Origin of the sequence: Cellulosimicrobium cellulans, from assembly GCF_007679345.1 — a bacterium.
GTDB lineage: Bacteria > Actinomycetota > Actinomycetes > Actinomycetales > Cellulomonadaceae > Cellulomonas > Cellulomonas cellulans_A.
Window position 1 is genome coordinate 327,402 of sequence record NZ_VEGH01000002.1, and the last position, 18,435, is coordinate 345,836.

19 protein-coding genes are annotated in these 18,435 nt (G+C 76.6%); 6 read left to right on the forward strand and 13 right to left on the reverse strand.

The annotated features are described in order from the left end of the window. Positions 1 to 193 precede the first annotated feature (193 nt). Positions 194 to 829: an NADPH-dependent F420 reductase gene (locus FS882_RS03770; protein ID WP_158370936.1), complete on the forward strand. Its 636-nt coding sequence runs from the start codon at positions 194 to 196 to the stop codon at positions 827 to 829. Between the two features lie 44 nt (positions 830 to 873). Here the strand turns inward: FS882_RS03770 and FS882_RS03775 are convergent, their stop codons facing one another. Then, positions 874 to 1,269, reverse strand: coding sequence for a winged helix-turn-helix domain-containing protein (locus FS882_RS03775; RefSeq protein WP_147795124.1), 396 nt, complete (start codon positions 1,267 to 1,269; stop codon positions 874 to 876). Positions 1,270 to 1,505: 236 nt separating this feature from the next. On the opposite strand from FS882_RS03775, the gene FS882_RS03780 reads away from it, so the two are divergent. Beyond that, entirely contained in the window at positions 1,506 to 4,058 is a 2,553-nt protein-coding gene (locus FS882_RS03780) for an Ig-like domain-containing protein (RefSeq protein ID WP_187365117.1), read from the forward strand. A 173-nt stretch (positions 4,059 to 4,231) separates the two neighbouring features. Here the strand turns inward: FS882_RS03780 and FS882_RS03785 are convergent, their stop codons facing one another. Both FS882_RS03785 and FS882_RS03790 read right to left on the reverse strand, forming a co-directional pair. Continuing rightward, positions 4,232 to 5,140 carry an endo alpha-1,4 polygalactosaminidase gene (locus FS882_RS03785; protein ID WP_262348046.1) on the reverse strand — a complete coding sequence of 303 codons (909 nt, stop codon included), beginning with the start codon at positions 5,138 to 5,140 and terminating at the stop codon, positions 4,232 to 4,234. After that, positions 5,137 to 6,084 (reverse strand): LLM class flavin-dependent oxidoreductase, encoded by a 948-nt coding sequence (locus FS882_RS03790; protein ID WP_158370940.1) that lies wholly within the window; start codon positions 6,082 to 6,084, stop codon positions 5,137 to 5,139. Before FS882_RS03790 ends, FS882_RS03785 begins: the two co-directional genes overlap by 4 nt. 93 nt (positions 6,085 to 6,177) lie before the next feature. On the opposite strand from FS882_RS03790, the gene FS882_RS03795 reads away from it, so the two are divergent. Then, a complete protein-coding gene (locus FS882_RS03795) occupies positions 6,178 to 6,741 on the forward strand; it encodes a dihydrofolate reductase family protein (protein WP_158370942.1) in 564 nt (187 codons plus the stop codon). Between the two features lie 16 nt (positions 6,742 to 6,757). On the opposite strand, the gene FS882_RS03800 is transcribed toward FS882_RS03795, so the two are convergent. Beyond that, positions 6,758 to 7,351: a dihydrofolate reductase family protein gene (locus FS882_RS03800; RefSeq protein WP_158370944.1), complete on the reverse strand. Its 594-nt coding sequence runs from the start codon at positions 7,349 to 7,351 to the stop codon at positions 6,758 to 6,760. Between the two features lie 41 nt (positions 7,352 to 7,392). Next, positions 7,393 to 8,163, reverse strand: coding sequence for a DUF1206 domain-containing protein (locus FS882_RS03805; RefSeq protein WP_158370945.1), 771 nt, complete (start codon positions 8,161 to 8,163; stop codon positions 7,393 to 7,395). 129 nt (positions 8,164 to 8,292) lie between these two features. On the opposite strand from FS882_RS03805, the gene FS882_RS03810 reads away from it, so the two are divergent. Next, a complete protein-coding gene (locus FS882_RS03810; protein WP_158370947.1) occupies positions 8,293 to 8,742 on the forward strand; it encodes a hypothetical protein in 450 nt (149 codons plus the stop codon). 7 nt (positions 8,743 to 8,749) lie between these two features. Here FS882_RS03810 and FS882_RS03815 read toward each other — a convergent pair whose 3' ends face one another. From FS882_RS03815 to FS882_RS03845, 7 genes are all read right to left on the reverse strand, one after another. After that, positions 8,750 to 9,328: a YdeI/OmpD-associated family protein gene (locus tag FS882_RS03815; RefSeq protein ID WP_158370949.1), complete on the reverse strand. Its 579-nt coding sequence runs from the start codon at positions 9,326 to 9,328 to the stop codon at positions 8,750 to 8,752. Between the two features lie 58 nt (positions 9,329 to 9,386). Beyond that, entirely contained in the window at positions 9,387 to 10,604 is a 1,218-nt protein-coding gene (locus tag FS882_RS03820) for a sensor histidine kinase (RefSeq protein WP_158370951.1), read from the reverse strand. Beyond that, positions 10,601 to 11,266: a response regulator transcription factor gene (locus tag FS882_RS03825; RefSeq protein WP_262348047.1), complete on the reverse strand. Its 666-nt coding sequence runs from the start codon at positions 11,264 to 11,266 to the stop codon at positions 10,601 to 10,603. The genes FS882_RS03820 and FS882_RS03825 overlap by 4 nt, the downstream gene beginning before the upstream one ends. 22 nt (positions 11,267 to 11,288) lie before the next feature. Further along, positions 11,289 to 12,242, reverse strand: a complete 954-nt coding sequence (locus tag FS882_RS03830) for a universal stress protein (RefSeq protein WP_158370954.1) — start codon at positions 12,240 to 12,242, stop codon at positions 11,289 to 11,291. Positions 12,243 to 12,350: 108 nt separating this feature from the next. Continuing rightward, positions 12,351 to 13,067 carry a GTP pyrophosphokinase family protein gene (locus FS882_RS03835; protein ID WP_158370957.1) on the reverse strand — a complete coding sequence of 239 codons (717 nt, stop codon included), beginning with the start codon at positions 13,065 to 13,067 and terminating at the stop codon, positions 12,351 to 12,353. 151 nt (positions 13,068 to 13,218) lie between these two features. After that, a complete protein-coding gene (locus FS882_RS03840) occupies positions 13,219 to 13,821 on the reverse strand; it encodes a DNA-binding response regulator (protein ID WP_158370960.1) in 603 nt (200 codons plus the stop codon). Then, positions 13,818 to 15,095, reverse strand: coding sequence for a sensor histidine kinase (locus FS882_RS03845; protein ID WP_158370962.1), 1,278 nt, complete (start codon positions 15,093 to 15,095; stop codon positions 13,818 to 13,820). Before FS882_RS03845 ends, FS882_RS03840 begins: the two co-directional genes overlap by 4 nt. A gap of 152 nt (positions 15,096 to 15,247) precedes the next feature. On the opposite strand from FS882_RS03845, the gene FS882_RS03850 reads away from it, so the two are divergent. Continuing rightward, positions 15,248 to 15,745 (forward strand): small multidrug efflux protein, encoded by a 498-nt coding sequence (locus FS882_RS03850; protein ID WP_158370965.1) that lies wholly within the window; start codon positions 15,248 to 15,250, stop codon positions 15,743 to 15,745. Between the two features lie 136 nt (positions 15,746 to 15,881). Beyond that, positions 15,882 to 16,643, forward strand: a complete 762-nt coding sequence (locus FS882_RS03855) for an SRPBCC family protein (protein WP_158370967.1) — start codon at positions 15,882 to 15,884, stop codon at positions 16,641 to 16,643. A 65-nt stretch (positions 16,644 to 16,708) separates the two neighbouring features. Here the strand turns inward: FS882_RS03855 and FS882_RS03860 are convergent, their stop codons facing one another. Further along, complete coding sequence (locus FS882_RS03860; protein WP_158370970.1) at positions 16,709 to 18,424, reverse strand: glycoside hydrolase family 13 protein; 1,716 nt, start codon at positions 18,422 to 18,424, stop codon at positions 16,709 to 16,711. Between the last annotated feature and the right edge of the window lie 11 nt (positions 18,425 to 18,435).

The window sequence follows — 18,435 nt, forward strand, 5'->3', positions numbered from 1 at the left end:
GTCCGAACACTGCTGTCCGCGACTAGCGGGCAGTCACCTCACGCGTCCAAGAAGACTTCATGTCTCGGACCACCTCCTTCCCGTGTGCCTCGACCGTACGTCCGCACCGGCGCGTCGGCCAACGGTTTTTCCGCACGGCGGAACCGGGACGCCTGACCAGGAACAACGGGACTGCCCAGCCCGTTGGCCCGACATGACCACGATCGGATTCATCGGCGCCGGCCACATCGGCGGCGCCCTCGCGCGCCTGGCCGTCCAGCACGGGCAGTCGCCCGTCGTCAGCAACTCCCGCGGCCCGCACACGCTCGTGGACCTGGTGTCCGACCTCGGCGACGGCGCGCGCGCCGGCACCGCCGAGGAGGCCGCGACGGACGGCGACGTCGTCGTCGTCACCGTGCCGTTCCACGCGTACGCGCAGGTCCCCGCAGCGCCGCTGGCGGGCAAGGTCGTCATCGACACCAACAACTACTACTGGGAGCGCGACGGCCACGTGGCCGCGCTCGACGACGGCTCCACCACCAGCGCCGAGCTGCTGGCCGACCACCTGGGCGGCGCCCGGGTCGTCAAGGCGTTCAACCACATCACCGCCGCCGACCTCGGGACGAAGGGCACGCCCGCCGGGACGCCCGGCCGCCGCGCGCTCGCCATCGCCGGGGACGACGCGGACGCCAAGGCCGAGGTGACCGCGCTCATCGACCGGTGGGGCTTCGACGTCGTCGACGCGGGGCCGCTGTCCGAGGGCTGGCGGTTCCAGCGGGACACCCCGGCGTACGGCGCCGAGCTCGACGCCGAGGGGCTGCGCGCCGCGCTCGCCGCGGCGACCCGCTGACCCGACCTCCCGCGGCGCCCGGGCCGGCGCGGCGGCGGCGCGGCTCAGCCCGCGGTGCCGTCGCGCTGCTCCGGGACCCGGACCTCGGGCGTCAGCCGGTAGCCCAGGCCCCGCACGGTGCTGATCGCGGTCCGGTCGCCCGACCCCTCCGCGAGCTTCCGGCGCAGGTTCGCCATGTGCACCTCGATGCTCCGCCTGTCGGCGTCCGTCGGCGTCGGCACGGCGTGCGGCCCGTGCACCGCGACCGCCACTGCGAGCTCGTCCTTCGACACCGGCTGACCCGCGCGCTCCGCGAGCGCCACGAGGATCTCGAACTCGCTGCGCGTCAGCGGGACCGGCCGGTCCGCGACGCGCACGCACCGCGCGGGCACCTCGACCACGAGGTCCCCGCGCACCAGCACCCGGCCGTCGTCGAGGCCGGAGTCGTCTCCGATCGCCATCGGCTCACGGTACGTCGGGTGCGTCGCGGCGTCGCGCGGTGCCGCGTCGCCGCCGGTCGGCGCCCCGCGGCCCCGGGATCGGGGTGGTACCACCCACGCGCGCGGAACCGAACCTCAGAATCCCTGACGCGTCCCGCCCTCGCGCCGATGAGGCCCCCGTTCAACGAGCACGGGGATCGCTCCCCGTCCGACAGGGGGAGAACCCAGTGCACACTTCGCGCACGCGATCGGGGCGCATGAGGCGTCCTGTGGCCCTCGCGACCGCCGCGGTCGTCGCGGCGATGCTGATCCCGGCAGGCGCCGCGGTCGCCGACGAGGGCGAGACCGACCCGAACGCCGTCGTCGAGACGCAGCCCGTCGCGGACCCGCAGCCGCCCGCCGACCCGCAGCCGCAGCCGGACCCGCAGTCCGACGCCCCGGAGCAGGGCTCGACCACGCCGGTCGAGTCGACCCCGGTCGAGTCGACGCCGGTCACGACCGGGTCGGGCTCCGAGGAGGACACCTCGCCGACGCCGGACACCCCGGCGCAGGGCGACACCTCGGACACCGACCTCCCGGCCGGCACCACGCCGGTCACCAGCCAGCCGTCGACCGGCACGACCACCCCCGAGCAGGACGCCCCGGACACCGACCAGGGCTCCACCGACGCCGGTCCGTCGTTCTCCGCCGGCGGCTTCCGCGTCTCCGGCTACTCGCTCGACCAGCAGGGCAACCGCGTCGCCGTCGCCGGCCGGACGCTCACGCTCGAGCGCACCGAGCCGACGCCCGAGGGCACCGAGTACTCCTGGGACTGGCGCACGAACGCCGGCTGGCGCGGGGCCTCCGCCCAGTTCACCCCGACGTCGGACGACATCGGCGAGGAGCTCGTGCTCACGGTGATCGCGTACACGGACGGTGGGTGGTACCCCGTCCTCACCGAGAACCTCGGCATCGTCCTCGCCGAGGCGCCCGCCTCCGGCCCGGTCACGACGCAGCCGAGCACGCCGGTCGACACCACCCCGGTCGACGACGGCCAGCAGGCGGACGACCGCGTCGAGGCGCCGGACGAGTGGACCGACTTCGTCTTCTCCGGCACGACCGCCGACGAGTGGGGCGACCCCGTCGCCACCCTCGGCACGCCGATCACCGTGCGCCCGACCACCAACTGGATGGCCGGCACGACCTTCACCTACGAGTGGCGGCTGGACGACTGGGACGGCCCCGTCGTCGGGGAGGGCACGAGCTACGTCCCCACCGCGCTCAACCGCATGATCTACCTGGTCGCCGACCCGACGTCGCCCGACGGCAGCACCCGCGGCGCCGGCACGATCGTCGCCTGGAACACGATCGACCCGACGATCCCGGGTGACTCCGACGACTCGGACGACTCCGACGACGACCCGGGCCTGAAGCCGATGCCCGAGGGCTGGTTCCAGATCGACGCCGCGAACGGCTACGAGCTGGCCTACGGCAAGGAGTACACCGCCACGCCGACCGGCTTCGCACCGGGCGCCGAGTACACGGTCCGCTGGACCGTCGACGGCGTGCAGGTCGGCTCGGGCCGCACGTTCACCCCGGCCGCCGGCCAGATCGGCCAGTTCGTCGACCTCGAGTTCGAGGTGCGCGCCGAGGGCTACGAGACCTACACGTCCGTGCGCTCGGCCGGCTGGGTCCAGGCGCAGCCCACGGTCACCGTGTCCGCCCCGACCATCAGGGCCGGCGCGGCCGCGACCGTGACGATCTCGGTCACGGGCCCGGCCAAGGGTCCCCAGGTCACCGGACCGGTGGACCTGTCCGTGCACGGCAACGGCTACAGCCTGCCGCTCACCGGCCAGTCGCTCCAGAACGGCGTCGCGACCTACCGCGTCCCGAACCTGCCGGCCGGCTCCTACGAGCTGACCGCGTCCTACACGGGCGACCAGATGTGGGCACGCTCGCTCTCGATCCAGTCCGTCTCGTTCGGCGGCTACACGTCCGCGCAGGGCGAGGGCACCCTGACGGTCCTGCCCGCCGTCGCCACGGTCACCGCCCCGGCCACGCTCACGGTCCCGGTCGCGATGCGCTCCATGTTCGACGCCACCGTCTCCGTGCCGGGCTCGGTGCTCCCGGCCTCGTGGACCCTCCGCGAGGGCACGACGGTCCTGAGCCACGGCGCGACCCACGACGGCCGGTTCGCCGTCACCGTCCCGGTGCTGACCGCCGGCACGCACACCCTGGTGCTCGAGGTCCCTGCGACCGAGTTCTCGGCTGCGGCCGCCGCGACCATCACGGTCACCGTCGTCGGCGAGCCCGTCCGGACCGGCACCGCGCCGTCCGCCGTGCTCGACACCCCGAAGGCCGCCACGGCCCCGGGGCAGCAGATGGAGCTCGTCGCCGAGGGCTTCCAGCCCGGGGAGACGGTCGCGTTCTACCTGCACTCCGAGCCGGTGTTCCTGGGGACCGCGGTCGCCGACGCCAACGGCGTCGCCCGGCTGATGTCCACGGTCCCCGCCGACGTCCCGACGGGCGCGCACACGGTGTTCGCCACCGGCGGCGCGACCGGCCGCTGGGCGACCCTCGCAGTGCAGCTGGCCGTCCCGGTGCCCTCGGTGGTCACCCCGGTGGCCGCCCCCGAGGCCGCCCCCGAGGCCGCTCCCGTGGCCGCTCCGGTCGCTGCGGCCCCTGCGGCCGCCACGCCGGCGGCGACCCACGCCGGTGAGCTCGCGGTGACGGGTTCCGAGGGCGGCGCCCTCGGCGTGGCCGCGGCGCTCCTCCTCGGGCTCGGCGGCGCCCTGGTGCTCGCCACCCGCCGGCTGCGCGCCGCGCGCTGACGTCCGCCGCTCGACGGCCCCTCGACCCGCGGATCGGGTCGGGGGGCGTCGTCGTCCCCGGCGCCCGTCCCGACCCGACCCGATCGTCCCGCCGCGCCCCGGTCGATCGGGTGGCTGCGCGCCGGGCGAGTGGGGATCGGCGCGCGACCGGCGCGGGCCCGGGTCTCCCCCGGTCAGCAGGCGTCGAACGCGTAGCCCGGGCCGTCCGGGGTCGTCAGGTCCCGGTCGCGGCGGATCGTGGACGCCGGGCGGCGGGGATCGGCGCACGCCGCCGCGAAGCCCTCGTCCGTGTACTCGACGTCCAGCACCGCGTCGCCGTAGACCGCGGTGTACGCCGCGCACTCGTCGTACTGCGCGCACTCCTCGGCCACCGCGAAGTCGAACCCGGCCTCGTCCCGCCCGCGCACGCCGAGCTGCGGGGTGTTCTTCTGCCCCGCGGCCAGCCCGGCCTCGTGCGCGACCGCCACCAGCCGCGCCGCCAGGTCGACCGCCCCGTCCTCGTCCAGCCGGCCGCCGGACCGCGTCCAGGAGTCGAGGTTGTCGAGCTCGACGGCGGCGAACCCGCGTTCGGCGCACGCCCGCACCTGCCGGCCGACGACCTCCGCGAGCGCTTCCCGATTTGCGGGGGTCGACGTGTCGAGCAGCAGCTCGTCGGGCCACCCCTCGTCGACCACCGGCTGGCCCGCGTCGTCCCGGAGCACCAGGTCGGGGTGGTCGGCGAGCCACGCGTCCCGTTCCCCGGGCTGGGTCTGGAAGCCGTTGACGTAGCAGGCGGACCACAGGCCGGGCGCCGGCTCGCCGGTGACGTCGCGGACCACGCCGCCGACCCCCGCCGCAGGCGGGTAGCCGCCGCCGAGCTGGTAGTCGACGACCACGCCGGCGGGCGGACCGCCGGGACGGTCCTGCCGGGCGCCGGGACCCGTCGCCGGCGTCGACCGCGTCGCCGCCCCGGTCGTCGCCCCGTCGCGTGCCGCGTCGGCGCCTCCCCCACCGGCGTCCCCGGCCGCGCACGCCGCGACGAGCGCCAGCACCAGCGCCAGCACCCCCGCGCGCGCCGGCCGGCTCGTGCGCCCTGCGCTCACAGCACCGCCGCGAGCCCCTCGAGCGCCGCGAGCGGGTCGGGACCGGCGGGCGCGAGCACCACCGCGTCCGCCCCGGCCAGCGCGAGCCCGTCCAGCCGCGCCCGGGCCTGCTCCGGCGTCCCGACGACCGCGAGCCGGTCGACCCAGGCGTCCGGCAGCGCGGCCGCGAACGCCGCCCGGTCCGGGGTCCGGTCGCGGAGGTCGCGGAACTCGGTCGCGAAGTCCATCGGGTCGATGTGCGGCGCCCAGCCCGGGTCGCCGATCCAGGCCAGCGCGGGGCGCACCCGGTCGCGCGCGGCGGCCGCGTCGGCGTCCACGGCCGCGACGTCGTAGGCCACCACGCGGTGGCCGGGGGCGTGGCCGATCTGCGCGCTCGCCGCGGCCAGGTACTCGGGCCCGACGGGCTCGGCGAGCACCGTCCCGTCGGCGCACCGGCCGGCCGCGGCGAGCGACTTCGGGCCGCGCACCCCGGCCAGCACCGGCGGGACCTCGGCCGGCGGGTTCTCCAGCCGCACGCCGTCCAGCCGGACGTACCGGCCGTCGACGGTCACCTCCTCGCCCCGCAGCAGCGCGCGCAGGGCGGTCACGTACTCCTCGAACGCGGTCACCGGGCTCGCGGGCCACGCGCCGACCTGGCGCATCCAGTCCGGCATGCCGTGGCCGATGCCGAGGTGCAGCCGGCCGGGGAACAGCTCGGCGACCGTGGCCGCCTCCATCGCGGCGAACGCCACGTTGCGCGCGCCGACCGGGAGGATGCCGACGCCGACCCGGATCCGCTCCGTCGCCGCGAGCGCCGCCGCGGCCTGGGCCATCCCGCCGCGGAAGCCGAGGTCCTCGACCACCCACAGCTCGGCGAACCCGAGGGCGTCGGCGCGCCGCGCGTACGGCAGCACCTGGTGGGCGGGCAGGTCACGGGGCAGCAGGACGCCGACGTCGAGGCTCATGGCCCGACCCTACGGGCGGACGGGGCCCGCGTGTGCTGTCCTGGTGCCCTGACCCGCGGCGTCGCGGGACCCGCCCACGCCGGGAGGTCGGCCATGGCCAGGCTCGTCTACTCCGCGATCACGTCCCTCGACGGCTTCGTGGCGGACCGGGACGGCCGGTTCGGGTGGAGCACGCCGGACGAGGCGGTGCACCAGCGGGTCAACGAGCTGCACCGGGGCGTCGGCACGTACCTCTACGGCCGCCGGCTGTACGACGTCATGGTGGCGTGGGAGACGATGGAGACCGCCGACGAGCCGCCCGCGGTCCAGGAGTACGCGCAGCTCTGGCGCGCGGCGCACAAGGTCGTCTACTCGACCACCCTCACCCAGCCCCGCAGCACCCGGACCCAGGTCGAGGCGACGTTCGACCCGGAGGCGGTCCGCCGCCTGCTGCACAGCTCGCCGCACGACGTGCTGGTCGGCGGCGCGCACCTCGCCGGGCAGGCGCTGCGGGCGGGGCTCGTGGACGAGGTGCACCTCTTCGTGTCGCCGGTGCTGGTCGGCGGCGGGACGCGGGCGCTGCCGCGGGACGTCCGGGTCGACCTGGAGCTGCTGGGGCTCGAGCGGTTCGCGAACGGGGTGGCGCACCTGCACCACCGGGTGCACGCGGTCCACTGACCGCGCGGGCGGGACCTCAGCGCCGGACGGGGAAGCTCAGGTGCGTGACACCCCGGGACGGCACGACCGTCGTCGGGTCGTCCAGCGCGACCGGCCCCGCGTCGGCGGTGAAGTACGGCCGGCCCGACCCGAGGAACACCGGCGCGAGGTCGACGTTCACCGCGTCCAGCAGGCCCGCGCGGTGGGCCTGGGACGCGATCGTCCCGGCCGCGACGCCCACGACCCGGTCCCCCGCGAGCTCCTGCGCCGCGGCGACAGCCTCCCCGATGCCCTCGTGCATCACCACCAGGTCGGGCGACCCGAGGGCCGCCGAGTCCCGGACCGGCCGGTGCGTGAGCAGCACGTACGGCACCCCCAGCGGGTGCGTCCCGCCCCAGCCGTCGGTGAGGTCGAACAGCTCGCGGCCCACCACGAGCGCGCCGAGCGACTCCCGCCAGGCGAGCCAGTAGGCGGCGCTCTCCTCGGTCAGCCGGAAGGGCGGCAGGTCGCCGTGGTTCTCCACCACGACGTCGCCGGCGTCGTACCAGCCGAACAGCTCGTCGATCCCGTGGTCCTGCCGCGCGATGAAGCCGTCGAGCGACGTGGTCGCCGAGGCGATGACCTGGCCCATGCCGCCGACGGTAGCCGCAGGGCCTCGCGAGGGGCAGCGGGTCAGACCTTCGCGTGCCGCGCCCGCCCGAACCCGTACACCCCGTACGCGGCGAACCCGAGGGCCACCAGCGTGAGCAGGACCGCCCCGAACGGCAGCCCGGCCAGGGCGTGCAGCGCCGCGTCCAGGCCCGACGCCTTCTCGGGGTCGGCCTGGACGGCGGCGACCACGAGCAGCACGCCGACGACCGCCAGCGCCGCGCCCTTGCCGATGTAGCCGACCCTCCCGGCCTTCCGCACCCAGGGCGCCGGGCTGGACTCGAGGTCCTCGAGGAACGTCTCCTTCCAGCCCTTCACCACGTGGTACCCGCCGACCGCCACGACGCCGAGGCCGACCAGCCCGACCAGCACGCGCCCGATCCCGGAGGACAGCAACCCCGACGTCGCCCCGCCCGAGGATCCGCCGGACCCGCTGGTCAGCACGGACACGGTCGTGACCGCCAGCACCGCGTAGACGACCGCCTTGGCGGCGGCCCTGGCCCGGTCGGCCGCCTTGCCCCAGGCGATCGCCTCGGTCGCCTGCCACAGCGCGAGCAGCACGAACCCGACCAGCAGCACCCAGAGCAGCGCCTGGCCGAACCCGTTGCCGGCGAGCTGCTGGAGGGCACCCTGCTGGTCCGCCTGCTCCCCGCCGGAGGTCCACGCGAGCTGCACCGTCACCCAGGCGAGCAGCAGGTGCAGGACGCCGCTGGCGGCGTAGCCGAGGCGGGCGCCCTTCTCGAGGAGCGGGTGGTCACCGGCGCGGGCGGCTGCGTGCTGGACATCTCCGGTCATGCGCTGAGCGTGGCACCGGGCGGGCCGGGGCGCGCGGCGAGCGCGGCGCCGCGCCGGAGGCGCGCGTCACACGCCACCTGGGCCGATGGTCGCAGCCGCCGCCCGTGGTCGGGGGAGCAGGGTGGGCCCGTGCAGTCGGACGAGTGGGCTCAGCCGGACGGGCTCGGGCAGGACGGGCTCGAGCAGGACGTCATCCAGCAGGCGCGGCACCGCGCCGAGGTGGTGCGCGACCACGTCGCGCACGCCATCGACCTGGCCGAGCGCGACGGCGGCCCGTTCGACTTCCTGTCCATCGCCATCGCCGCGCACTGCTCCGTGTCCTACCTGCGGCAGCACCGGGAGTTCGCGGCGCGGATCCGCGCGCTGCAGGCCACCGTGCCGCCGGAGCCCGTCGACCGGCGGGACGCCGCGCTCCGGCGCCGGCTCGCGGACGCGCAGCACCGCGCCGCCGCGCTGGCCGAGCGGGTGGGTCTGCTGGAGGCGGAGAACGCGCGGCTCCGGGACAGGCTGGCGTCGAGCCGGCGCGTCGCGCCCGTCCGCCTCGGCCCGGGCGTGCGCCGCCCCGGGACGCCGCGGTGACGCCGCGCTACTCCCCGGCCAGCGCCCGCACCGCCCGCGCCACCCGCTGCGCCCGCACCTCGGGGGTGGGCGCGACCATCAGCGGGTGCAGCACCGAGTACCGCGCCTGGCGGTCCAGGGCGTCGAACGCCGCCCGGGCACCCGGGACCGCGTCGAGCGCCGCCAGCAGGTCCGCCGGCGCCTCGGCGGTCGCCGAGCCGGCGTAGGCGCGGTCCCACCGGCCGTCCGCGCGGGCCAGCTCGACCTCGCCGTGGCCGCGCGGCCGCATCCGGCCGTCGGCCGTGAGCCGGGCGACGTGCTCCACGTTGCGCTGCGACCAGATCGACCGCGCCCGCCGCGGCGTGAACCGCTGCAGGAAGGTCGCGTCGTCCCGGCTCCGCTTCTGGCCGTCGATCCACCCGCTGCACAGGGCCTCGTCCAGCGCCTCGGCGTAGGTCAGGCTCGTCGGCTCGACGGTGCCCTTCTTGGCGAGCACGAGCCAGACGCCGTCGGTCTCGTGCTCGTGGGTGTCGAGCCACGCGCGCCAGGCGGTGGCGTCGGCGACGACGAGCGGGGCCGGGGCCGCGGCGGGCTCGGGGGCGGTCATGCGCCCAGCCTGGGGCGGTCCCCGGCCGGGCACAAGCACCCCGCCGCGCGCCGCGCGCTCACCGGTCGGCGGTGATCGCGAACGGCAGCCGGAAGGTGAGCCGCCCGCCGCCCTCGGGGTTGGTGCCGAGCGAGAGCGTGCCGCCGCGGTGCTCGATCCGCTCGCGGTGCCGGTGCAGGCCGTGCAGCGTCGGGTCCGGCCGGGTGGGCCCGGTGCCGTCGTCATCCACGACCGTCGTGAACACCCAGCGCAGCGGGTCGTCGGTCGGCTCGGCGTCGGCCCGGACCCGGACGGTGCCCGCGTGCCCGTGCTTCAGCGCGTTGGTCACCGCCTCCTCCACCGTGTAGATCACGACGAGCCGCTCGGCCATCGGCATGCGGGCCGCCCCGCTCTCGACGAGGTCCCGGTAGGTGGGCCCGACCTCGATGGACGTCCGCACCTGCGGCGGCAGGCGGTGCAGCAGGAGGGCGATCGCCTCCTCGGTACCGAGGTCGGCGCCGCTCGGGAACACGGCGTGGCTGAGGGAGCGGACGTCCTCCTCGCGGATCTCCTCGAGCGTCTCCGCCCACCGGCGCAGGTCCGCCGCCCGGTCCCGGTCCCCCTGGGCGGCGAGCTGGGCGGCGAGCCCGTCGAGCCCCGCGGTCACGCTGACCAGGTGGTACTGCAGGGTGCCGTGCAGCTGGTCGAAGACCATGCGGCGGACCCGGATCTCCTCGTCCTGGAGCGCGTCGACCGCGCGGCGCGCTCGCGCGGCCTCGGCCTCGCGACGACGCTCCTCGCTCCGCGCGCGGTCGACGAGCGTGGCGGCGAACAGCGCGGCGAGCATGCCGACGACGCCGGAGAGGATCCCGAGCGAGCCGATCGCGACGACGTAGGTCGTGCTGGCCGGCGTGCTGCTCACGGCCACCAGCGCGACCATCCGCGGCACCGAGGCGACGGCCGCGAGCGCCGCGGTGATCAGGACGCGGGCGCCCCACCCGCGCCGCAGCACGCCGAGCGCGAGCGAGCCCGCCAGCACCAGCAGCCCGTACGCCAGGTTGATCACGACGACGACCACGGCGTCCGCGACCACGCCGACGACGCTCCGCTCGTGCTCGACGGCCTCCTGCAGGCCGCCCCACGCGACCCAGGCGCCCATCGCCATGAACGCGTACAGCGTCACGTTGGTGACGCCGACGATGATCGTGATCCGCCGACGGTCCCGGTCGTCCCGGGCGGCCGCCGCCGCGCGGTCCCGGGCGGCCGGTCGCGTGTCGGCGGCGTGCGTCGCGGTCACGCCCGCCACGCCCGTCCGGTCTGGTCCAGGAACGCGAGCACCGCGGCCACGCGGCGGTTGTGCCCCTCGCCGTCGATCCCCAGCCGCTGGTAGATCGACTTCAGGTGGCTCTCGACGGACCGCTCGTTGATGCCGAGCCGCTCCCCCGCCGCCTGGTTCGACAGTCCCTCCGCGACGAGCCGCAGCACACCGAACTGCGCGGGGGTCAGCTCCGCCACCGCGGAGCCCGCGCGAGGCGTGGAGCGCTGGACCAGGTAGGGGTCGAGGACGACCTGACCGCGCGCGCTGGCGACGACGGCGCGCACCAGGACGTCGCGCGCGAAGCTGGACCGCTTGGACAGGTAGCTCCACGGGCGGCTGACCTGCTCCTGGACCGTCGTGAACAGGCCCATCACGTCCTCGCTGGACAGCAGCATCACCGCCAGGCGGGGGTCGGCCCGCTGCAGCGCGACCCCGAGCGCGACGCCGTTCCCGTCCGGCAGGTTGACGTCGAGCAGCGCGACGTCGCACGAGCCCGGGGTGAACACGAGTCGGGCCTCCGTGACCCCGGGCACCGCGTGCACGACGCGGATCGACTCCTCGGCGGACAGCGTCTGCTCCAGCATGCCGCGCAGCAGCGCCTCGTCCTCGACGATGCCGACCCGTGTGATGGGCGTCACCATGCGGCGATCGTAGGCCGGGGGATCACGCCGTGGTGAGCTCCACCGGGAGGTGCTCCGCGGGCAGGTGCCCGACGACCGGCCGCGCGACGAGCACGGGGCAGTGCGCCCGGTGCAGCACCTGCTGGCAGGTGGACCCCAGCAGCAGGCCGCGGAACCCCCCGATCCCGCGGGAGCCGACGACCAGGAGGTCGGCCGACGTCATGCACTCGAGGAGCCCGCTCGGCGCGGTCGCCTCGACGACGGCGCCCTCGACGGGGACGTCCGGGTGGTGGGCACCCAGCCGGTCGGTCACCCGCGCCAGGTCGGCCCGGGCGGTCGCGACCAGCTCGTCGCGGACGCCGGACCGCTGCCACGGTGCGCGCCGCCAGGTGCCGGTCGGCACCGCCCGCACCACCAGCAGGGACGACCGCCACGCGCGCGCCTGCTGCACCGCGTGGTGCAGCGCCTCGGAACCGGGCGACCCGTCGACGCCGACGACGACGCGCCCGTGCCGCGGGGCCTCCTGCCGCGCGGACGGGGCGCCGCGCCGCACCGGGTGGTGCCGCGCCGGCACGACGACGGTCGGGCAGTGCGCGTGCGCGGGCAGGGTCGCGGAGACCGTGCCGAGCAGGCGCTCCGCGACGCGACCCGCGTTGCGCGCGCCGACGACGACGAGCGCGTGCTCGGCCGACCGCTCCACGAGGACGGCCGTCGGCTCGCCCTCCGCCACCTCGGTCGACGCGGAGACGCCGGCGCGCTCGGCGCGCTCCCGCCCCTCGTCCAGCACCTGCTCGACCCGGCGGCGGACCGCGCAGTCCTCGATGAGCGGGTGGGCGTACGGCCAGTCGCCGCGGGGGTGGGTGTCGGGCAGCTGGTAGCTGCACACGAGGTGCAGCGAGCGCCCGGTGCGCCGCGCGTACGCGGCCGCCCAGTCCAGCGCCTGCCGGCTCGGTGCCGTGCCGTCGATCCCGACGAGCACGGTGTCGCGCCGGCTCACGACCGCCACCCCCCTCGGTCGGTGGTGGGCGTCGCCGCGGTGGACGCGGTGGTGGACAGGGTCAGTGACATCGGGACCTCCTGGGACGGGTCGGGTCGGGTCGGTGCGTCAGGCCGCGCGGGACTCACCGGGCGCGGGAGCGGCGGCCGCGTCCGCGGTGCGCGACCACAGCCGGTCCATCGCGAGGTCGAGCGCGTTCGTGACGGCGGCGGAGCGCCGCAGCGCGGCGGCGACCGGGACGGGGACCGGGGCGTGGTGCCGGTAGGCGAGCCGGTGCTCCAGGCACGCCCAGAAGTCCATGGCGACGGTGCGGAGCTGCATCTCGACCGTGACCTGACCGGCGCCGCGGACGGGGACGCCGACGACGAGGTGCAGGCTGCGGTAGCCGCTGGCCTTCGGCCGCGCGGTGTAGTCCCGCTCCTCGAGCAGCACCAGCCCGGGGAGGGCGAGGACCGCGTCCCGGACGTCACGCAGGTCCGAGAGGAACGCGCACACGACGCGCAGCCCCGCCAGGTCCTGCATCTCGCGGCGGAGGGCGCCGTCGTCCAGCGGGATGCCCTTGCGCCGGGCCTTGGCCTCGATCGACGCGGCGGACTTGAGCCGCCACGTCATGTGCTCCACCGGGTCGTGCGCCCGGCCGTCCCGGACCTGGTCGCGGAGGCCGGCGATCTCGAGGAGGAGCACCGCGAGGGCGTGCCGGTGGTCGAGCAGGAGCCGGTCGGTGTCGACGGCGCCGGTGCGGGCGGCCACGGGGACCGCCGCGACGGCGGGGTCCTCGAGCGCGGTCCCGGCGAGGGCGGGCGGGGCGGTCAGGGTGGCGTGCACGGTGGTCCTCGGTGGTGGTCGGGGAAGGTGACTCCCTGATCTCACGCGGGGACGGCACCGCGTCGGCCGCGCTCTGCGTGGAACCACGCACGCGGGGTCCGGCTACCCGGACCCGCCGTCGTCCCGCGTGCCCGTCGCGCGGCCGGCCGGCTCAGATCCAGCCGCGCTCCTCCGCGACCAGCACCGCCTGCTGCCGGGTGGCCACCCCGACCTTGCCGAGGACCGACGACACGTGGTTCCGCACCGTCCCGGGCGACAGGTGCACCGCCGCCGCGATCTGCGCGATCGTCTCGCCCCGCCGGCCCGCGCGCAGCACGTCCAGCTCGCGGTCGGTCAGCGGGCTGCGCTCGTCGGCCAGGGCGTCCGCCGCCACCTCGGGGTCGACGTACCGGCGTCCGGCGGCCACCAGGCGGATCACCTCGGCCACGTCCTGCGCGGGCCGGGACTTCGGCAGGAACCCGTCGACGCCCGCCTGCAGCGCACGGCGCAGCACCCCGGGGCGCGCGTGCCGGGTGACGACCAGGCAGCGGGTCGGCACCGTGCGGGCCAGCCGCGCGGCGGTGTCGATCCCGTCGGTCCCGGGCATCTCCAGGTCCAGCAGGCACACGTCCGGCCGGGTCCGCACGGCCGCCGCCAGCGCCTCGTCGCCGGAGGCGCACTCGGCCACGACGTCGAGGTCGGGCTCCAGCCGGAGCAGGGCCGCGAGGGCCGTGCGGATCATGTCCTCGTCGTCGGCGATCAGCACCCGGATCACGCGCCCACCCCGTCCGCCGCGCCCTCGGGCCCCGCGCCCTCGGGCCTAGCGCCCTCCGGCACCGCGACCTCGGGCACCGCGACCGTCAGCACGAACTCCTCGTCCGCCCGCACCTCCACCGTCCCGCCGAGGGCGGCGATCCGGTCCCGCATCGCGGCCACCCCGGTCCCCCGCGACGCCCCGGCACCGGGTGCGGCCGGGTCCCGGTCGTTCGCGATCGCGTACCGCCACATGCCGCCCTCCCGGCGCAGGCTGATCCGGGCACGGCCGCCGGCGCCGTGCTTGAGGACGTTCGTCACGCTCTCCCGGACGAGCGGGCCGAGCACGTCGGCGGGCGCCCGCTCCGCGCCGCGGTCGAGCTCGACCTGCACCTCGTGGCCCGCCGCGCGGAGCAGGTCGGCGGCGTTCGCCAGCTCGTCCGGGAGCGGCACGCCCCGGAACCGGGTCGCCAGGTCGCGGGTGCCGGCGCGGGCCTCGTCGACCGACGCCCGCGCGGTCCGGATCTGCTCCGCCGCCGCGGCGGGGTCGCGGTCGATCAGCCGCTCGGCCAGCTCGAGCTGGAGCGCGACGACCTGGAGGTGGTGGCCCTGCAGGTCGTGCACCTCGCCGGCCAGCCGCAGCCGCTCGCGCATGGCCGACACCGCCGCCGCGGCCTCCCGGGCCCGGTCGAGCTCCCGCACCAGGTCCCACCACCACAGCGAGAAGGCGGACAGCGCCGGCAGCAGCAGGATCAGCGTGGGCGGCAGCGTCGACAGGTCGGCGTCGGCGGTGTCGATGCCGAGCCGCGGCGCGTCGACCACCCACAGCCCGCCGAGCACCAGGGTGAGCAGCGCGACGAGCCGCCACCGCACGCCCCGGGGCCAGGGCAGCAGGCTGAGCAGGAACGCCAGCACGCCGACCCCGAGCATCCAGGAGCCGGTCGTCACGCCGAGCAGCGCCGCCCCGGCCGCGCCGACCGCCAGGGCCACCGCGCCCCGGCGGCGGCGGGGCGCGGTCACGGTGTCCTCGGCGTCGGCCGGCCGCACCGCGACCGGGTAGTCCCGCACGAGCACCGCCGCCGCGCCGAGCTGGAGCGCCACGCCCAGGGCCGCGAGCGCCGGCCCGCCGGGCAGCACCGCGTGCGCCGGGAGCTGGCCCAGCCACAGCCACCAGTTCATCAGGACGACGAGGTCGAGGAACACGAGGCCGGCGACCGTGTACCACCAGGTGGCCCGCACGCCGCCGGCGTACGGGCTGCCGACCGCGGCGCCCACCCCTGCCGCCCGAGAAGCCATGCCGCCGACCGTACGGCCATGACATCCGTCACGGGCGGACGCGCGCGACCCCACGTGCGCCGGTGACACCGCGGCACTGCCGCGCGACCCGGCGACCACGTTGGCTGGAGGCACCGAGAAGCACCACCCCAGCCGCACCCCCGGAGGTCACCATGGCAGGTCTGCCCGACATCGTCCCCGAGTTCCAGGAGCTCGTGGCCCAGCTGCCCGACTGGCTGCAGCCCGCGGGCGTCGCGCTCGCCGGCGCCGTGCCGTTCGTCGAGGGCGAGGGCGCCGCCGCGATCGGCGTCGTCGGCGGGATCCACCCCGTCGCCGCCGTCGTCGCGGCGATCGCCGGCAACTTCCTCGCGGTGCTGCTCGTCGTGACGGTCGGCGTCCGCACCCGCGCGGCGGTCGTCACCCGCGGGGGCCGTGCGCCCGTCGCCCCGAGCCCGCGCCGGCAGAAGTTCGACCGCGCGTTCGCCCGGTACGGCGTCGCCGGCGTCAGCCTGCTCGGCCCGCTGCTCATCCCGACCCACTTCACCGCCGCCGCCCTCTCCGCGTCCGGGGTCTCCCGAGCCCGGATCCTCACGTGGCAGGGCGTCGCGATCACCCTGTGGACCGTCGCGATCAGCCTGCTCATCACGGGAGTCGTCGCGTTCGCGCGGTGACCCAGGGCGCGCTCCCCGGCGCCCGCGCTCCCCGCGTCCGCGCGGTGACCGCGGGCGCTGCCACGCGTCCGCGCGCATGCTGGACGGGCCGGGTGCAGCGCTGCCGCCCGGCGCCCAGCTCGGACGAGGAGACGTCATGACGACGAAGGTCGAGGAGTCGGTCCTGGTGAACGTGCCGGTGAGCGTCGCGTACAACCAGTGGACGCAGTTCGAGGAGTTCCCGCGGTTCATGGGCGGTGTGAAGTCCGTGACGCAGCTCGGCGACGACCGGCTCCGCTGGGTCGCCGAGATCGCGGGCATCAAGCGGGAGTGGGAGGCGCGGATCCTCGAGCAGGTCCGGGACAGCAAGGTGGCCTGGGCGGCCACCGAGGGCGCGACCAACGCCGGCGCCGTGACGTTCGAGGACCTGGGCGGCGGGCAGACCTCCGTGCACCTGTCGCTCGAGTACGAGCCCGAGGGCCTGGTCGAGAAGGTCGGCGACAAGCTGAACGTCGTGGAGAACCGCGCCGCGAAGGACCTCGAGCGGTTCAAGGAGTTCATCGAGGCCGAGGGCTACGCCACCGGTGCCTGGCGGGGCGAGGTGCACGAGGGGGCCGGCGTGGGGACCCCCGGGGTGGCGGACGCCGCCGCGTCGCAGGGCGACTCCGGCAAGGCCGGGCTCTCCGGCAAGGCCGTCGCCGCGGGCCTCGGCGCCGCTGCGGCGGGTGCGGCCGCCGCCGTGGTCGGCGCCGCGAAGGCGGGCGGGACGAGCGACCGGCCGACGGCCGACGAGGTCGAGCCGGTGGAGCCGGTCGTCGTCGAGACGGAGACCCTGGTCGTCGAGACCGAGCCGGTGGTGGACGTGCCGCCGCCCGGCACGACGCCGGACGACGGGACCGACCCCGCCGCGCGGATCTGACCCGGAGGCACGACCGCGGAGACGCGGTCCCCGGCCTGATCGTCCCGGCCGGGGACCGCGTCGTCTCAGCCCTCGCCCCCGGCGCCCCACACGGTCGCGCGCGGGGGCACCACGACGCCGCCGGGCTCCGCGGTCGCCGGCGCACTCGCCACCACGACCTCCCCGACGCCTGCGACGGCGTACGGCTCGTCCCCGAGGTTCGCGACGACGTGCCAGCCACCGGGCCGGACGTAGTGCAGGACGTCGTCGCGTCCCGTCTCCACCCAGGTCAGCCGCTCGGCGCCCTGGAGCCGCCGCCGGGCCGCGAGCGCCCGGCGGTACAGCGCCAGCGTCGACCCCGGGTCGGCCTCCTGCGCATCGACGGCGTGCTCGGCGAACCACGCGGGCTGCGGCAGGTGCGCGCGGCCGTCGCCGAACCCGAACGACTCGCCGTCCGCCGTCCACGGGATCGGCACCCGGCAGCCGTCCCGGCCGACCTGCGCCCCGCCGGTGCGGAAGAACGTGGGGTCCTGGCGCTGCGCGTCCGGGATGCCGGCGACCTCGTGCAGACCCAGCTCCTCGCCCTGGTAGAGGTAGGTCGACCCGGGCAGGCCCAGGACCAGCAGCGTCGCGGCCCGCGCGAGCCGCAGGCCCCGGTCCCGGTCGAGTGCCGACTCCGGGCCGCCCGTCAGCAGCCAGTCCGCGGCGCGCTCGCGCGGCGCCCGCCCGTCGCCGGCGGGGCCGATGCCGTACCGGGTCGCGTGCCGCACCACGTCGTGGTTCGACAGCACCCAGGTGCTCGACGAGCCGGACCGGGCCGCGAGCGCCAGGTTGTCGGTGATGATCCGCCGGAACTCCCCCGCGTCGGGCTCCGCGAGCAGCAGGTCGAAGTTGAACGACTGCCCCAGGCTCTCGGGCCGCGCGTACAGCGGCACCCGCTCCGAGTCGACCCAGGCCTCGGCGACCGCGGCGCGCGGCGGGTCGTAGGAGTCGAGCACGGCGCGCCACTCGGCGTAGACCTCGTGCACGTCGTCCCGGTCGTAGAGCGGGTGGTTCCCGTCCCGGGGCAGCGCCTCGATCTCCGCCGCGGACGGCAGCGGCTCCGTCAGGTCCTTGGTCAGCATGTGCGCGACGTCGATCCGGAACCCGTCCACGCCCCGGTCGGACCAGAACCGCAGGGTCCGGACGAAGTCGGCGCGCACCTCCGGGTGGTCCCAGGCGAGGTCCGGCTGCTCGGGGGCGAAGCTGTGCAGGTACCACTGGCCGTCCGGGACCCGGTCCCAGGCCGGCCCGCCGAACGTGGACTCCCAGTCGGTCGGAGGCTCGGACCCGTCCGGGCCGGACCCGTCGCGGAAGATGTACCGGTCCCGCGCCGGGGACCCCGGGCCCGCGGCCAGCGCCTCGCGGAACCACGCGTGCTGGTCGGAGGTGTGGTTGGGCACGATGTCGACGACCACCCGGATGCCGCGGGCGTGCAGCGCCTCGACCAGCGCGTCGAAGTCGTCGAGCGTGCCGAGCCGCGGGTCCACGTCGCGGTAGTCCGCCACGTCGTACCCGCCGTCGGCCAGCGCCGAGGGGTAGAACGGGCTGAGCCAGACGGCGTCCACCCCGAGCGCGGCGAGGTAGTCCGCGCGCCGGGTGATCCCCGCGAGGTCGCCGAGGCCGTCGCCGTCGGCGTCCGCGAAGCTGCGCGGATAGACCTGGTAGACGACGGCCTGGCGCCACCACGCCGGGACGTCCCCGGGCGGGGTGCCGGCGGCGGGCGGCGGGGCGGGGGTGGTGGTCGTGTCCGGTGCGGTCATGCGGATGCGTC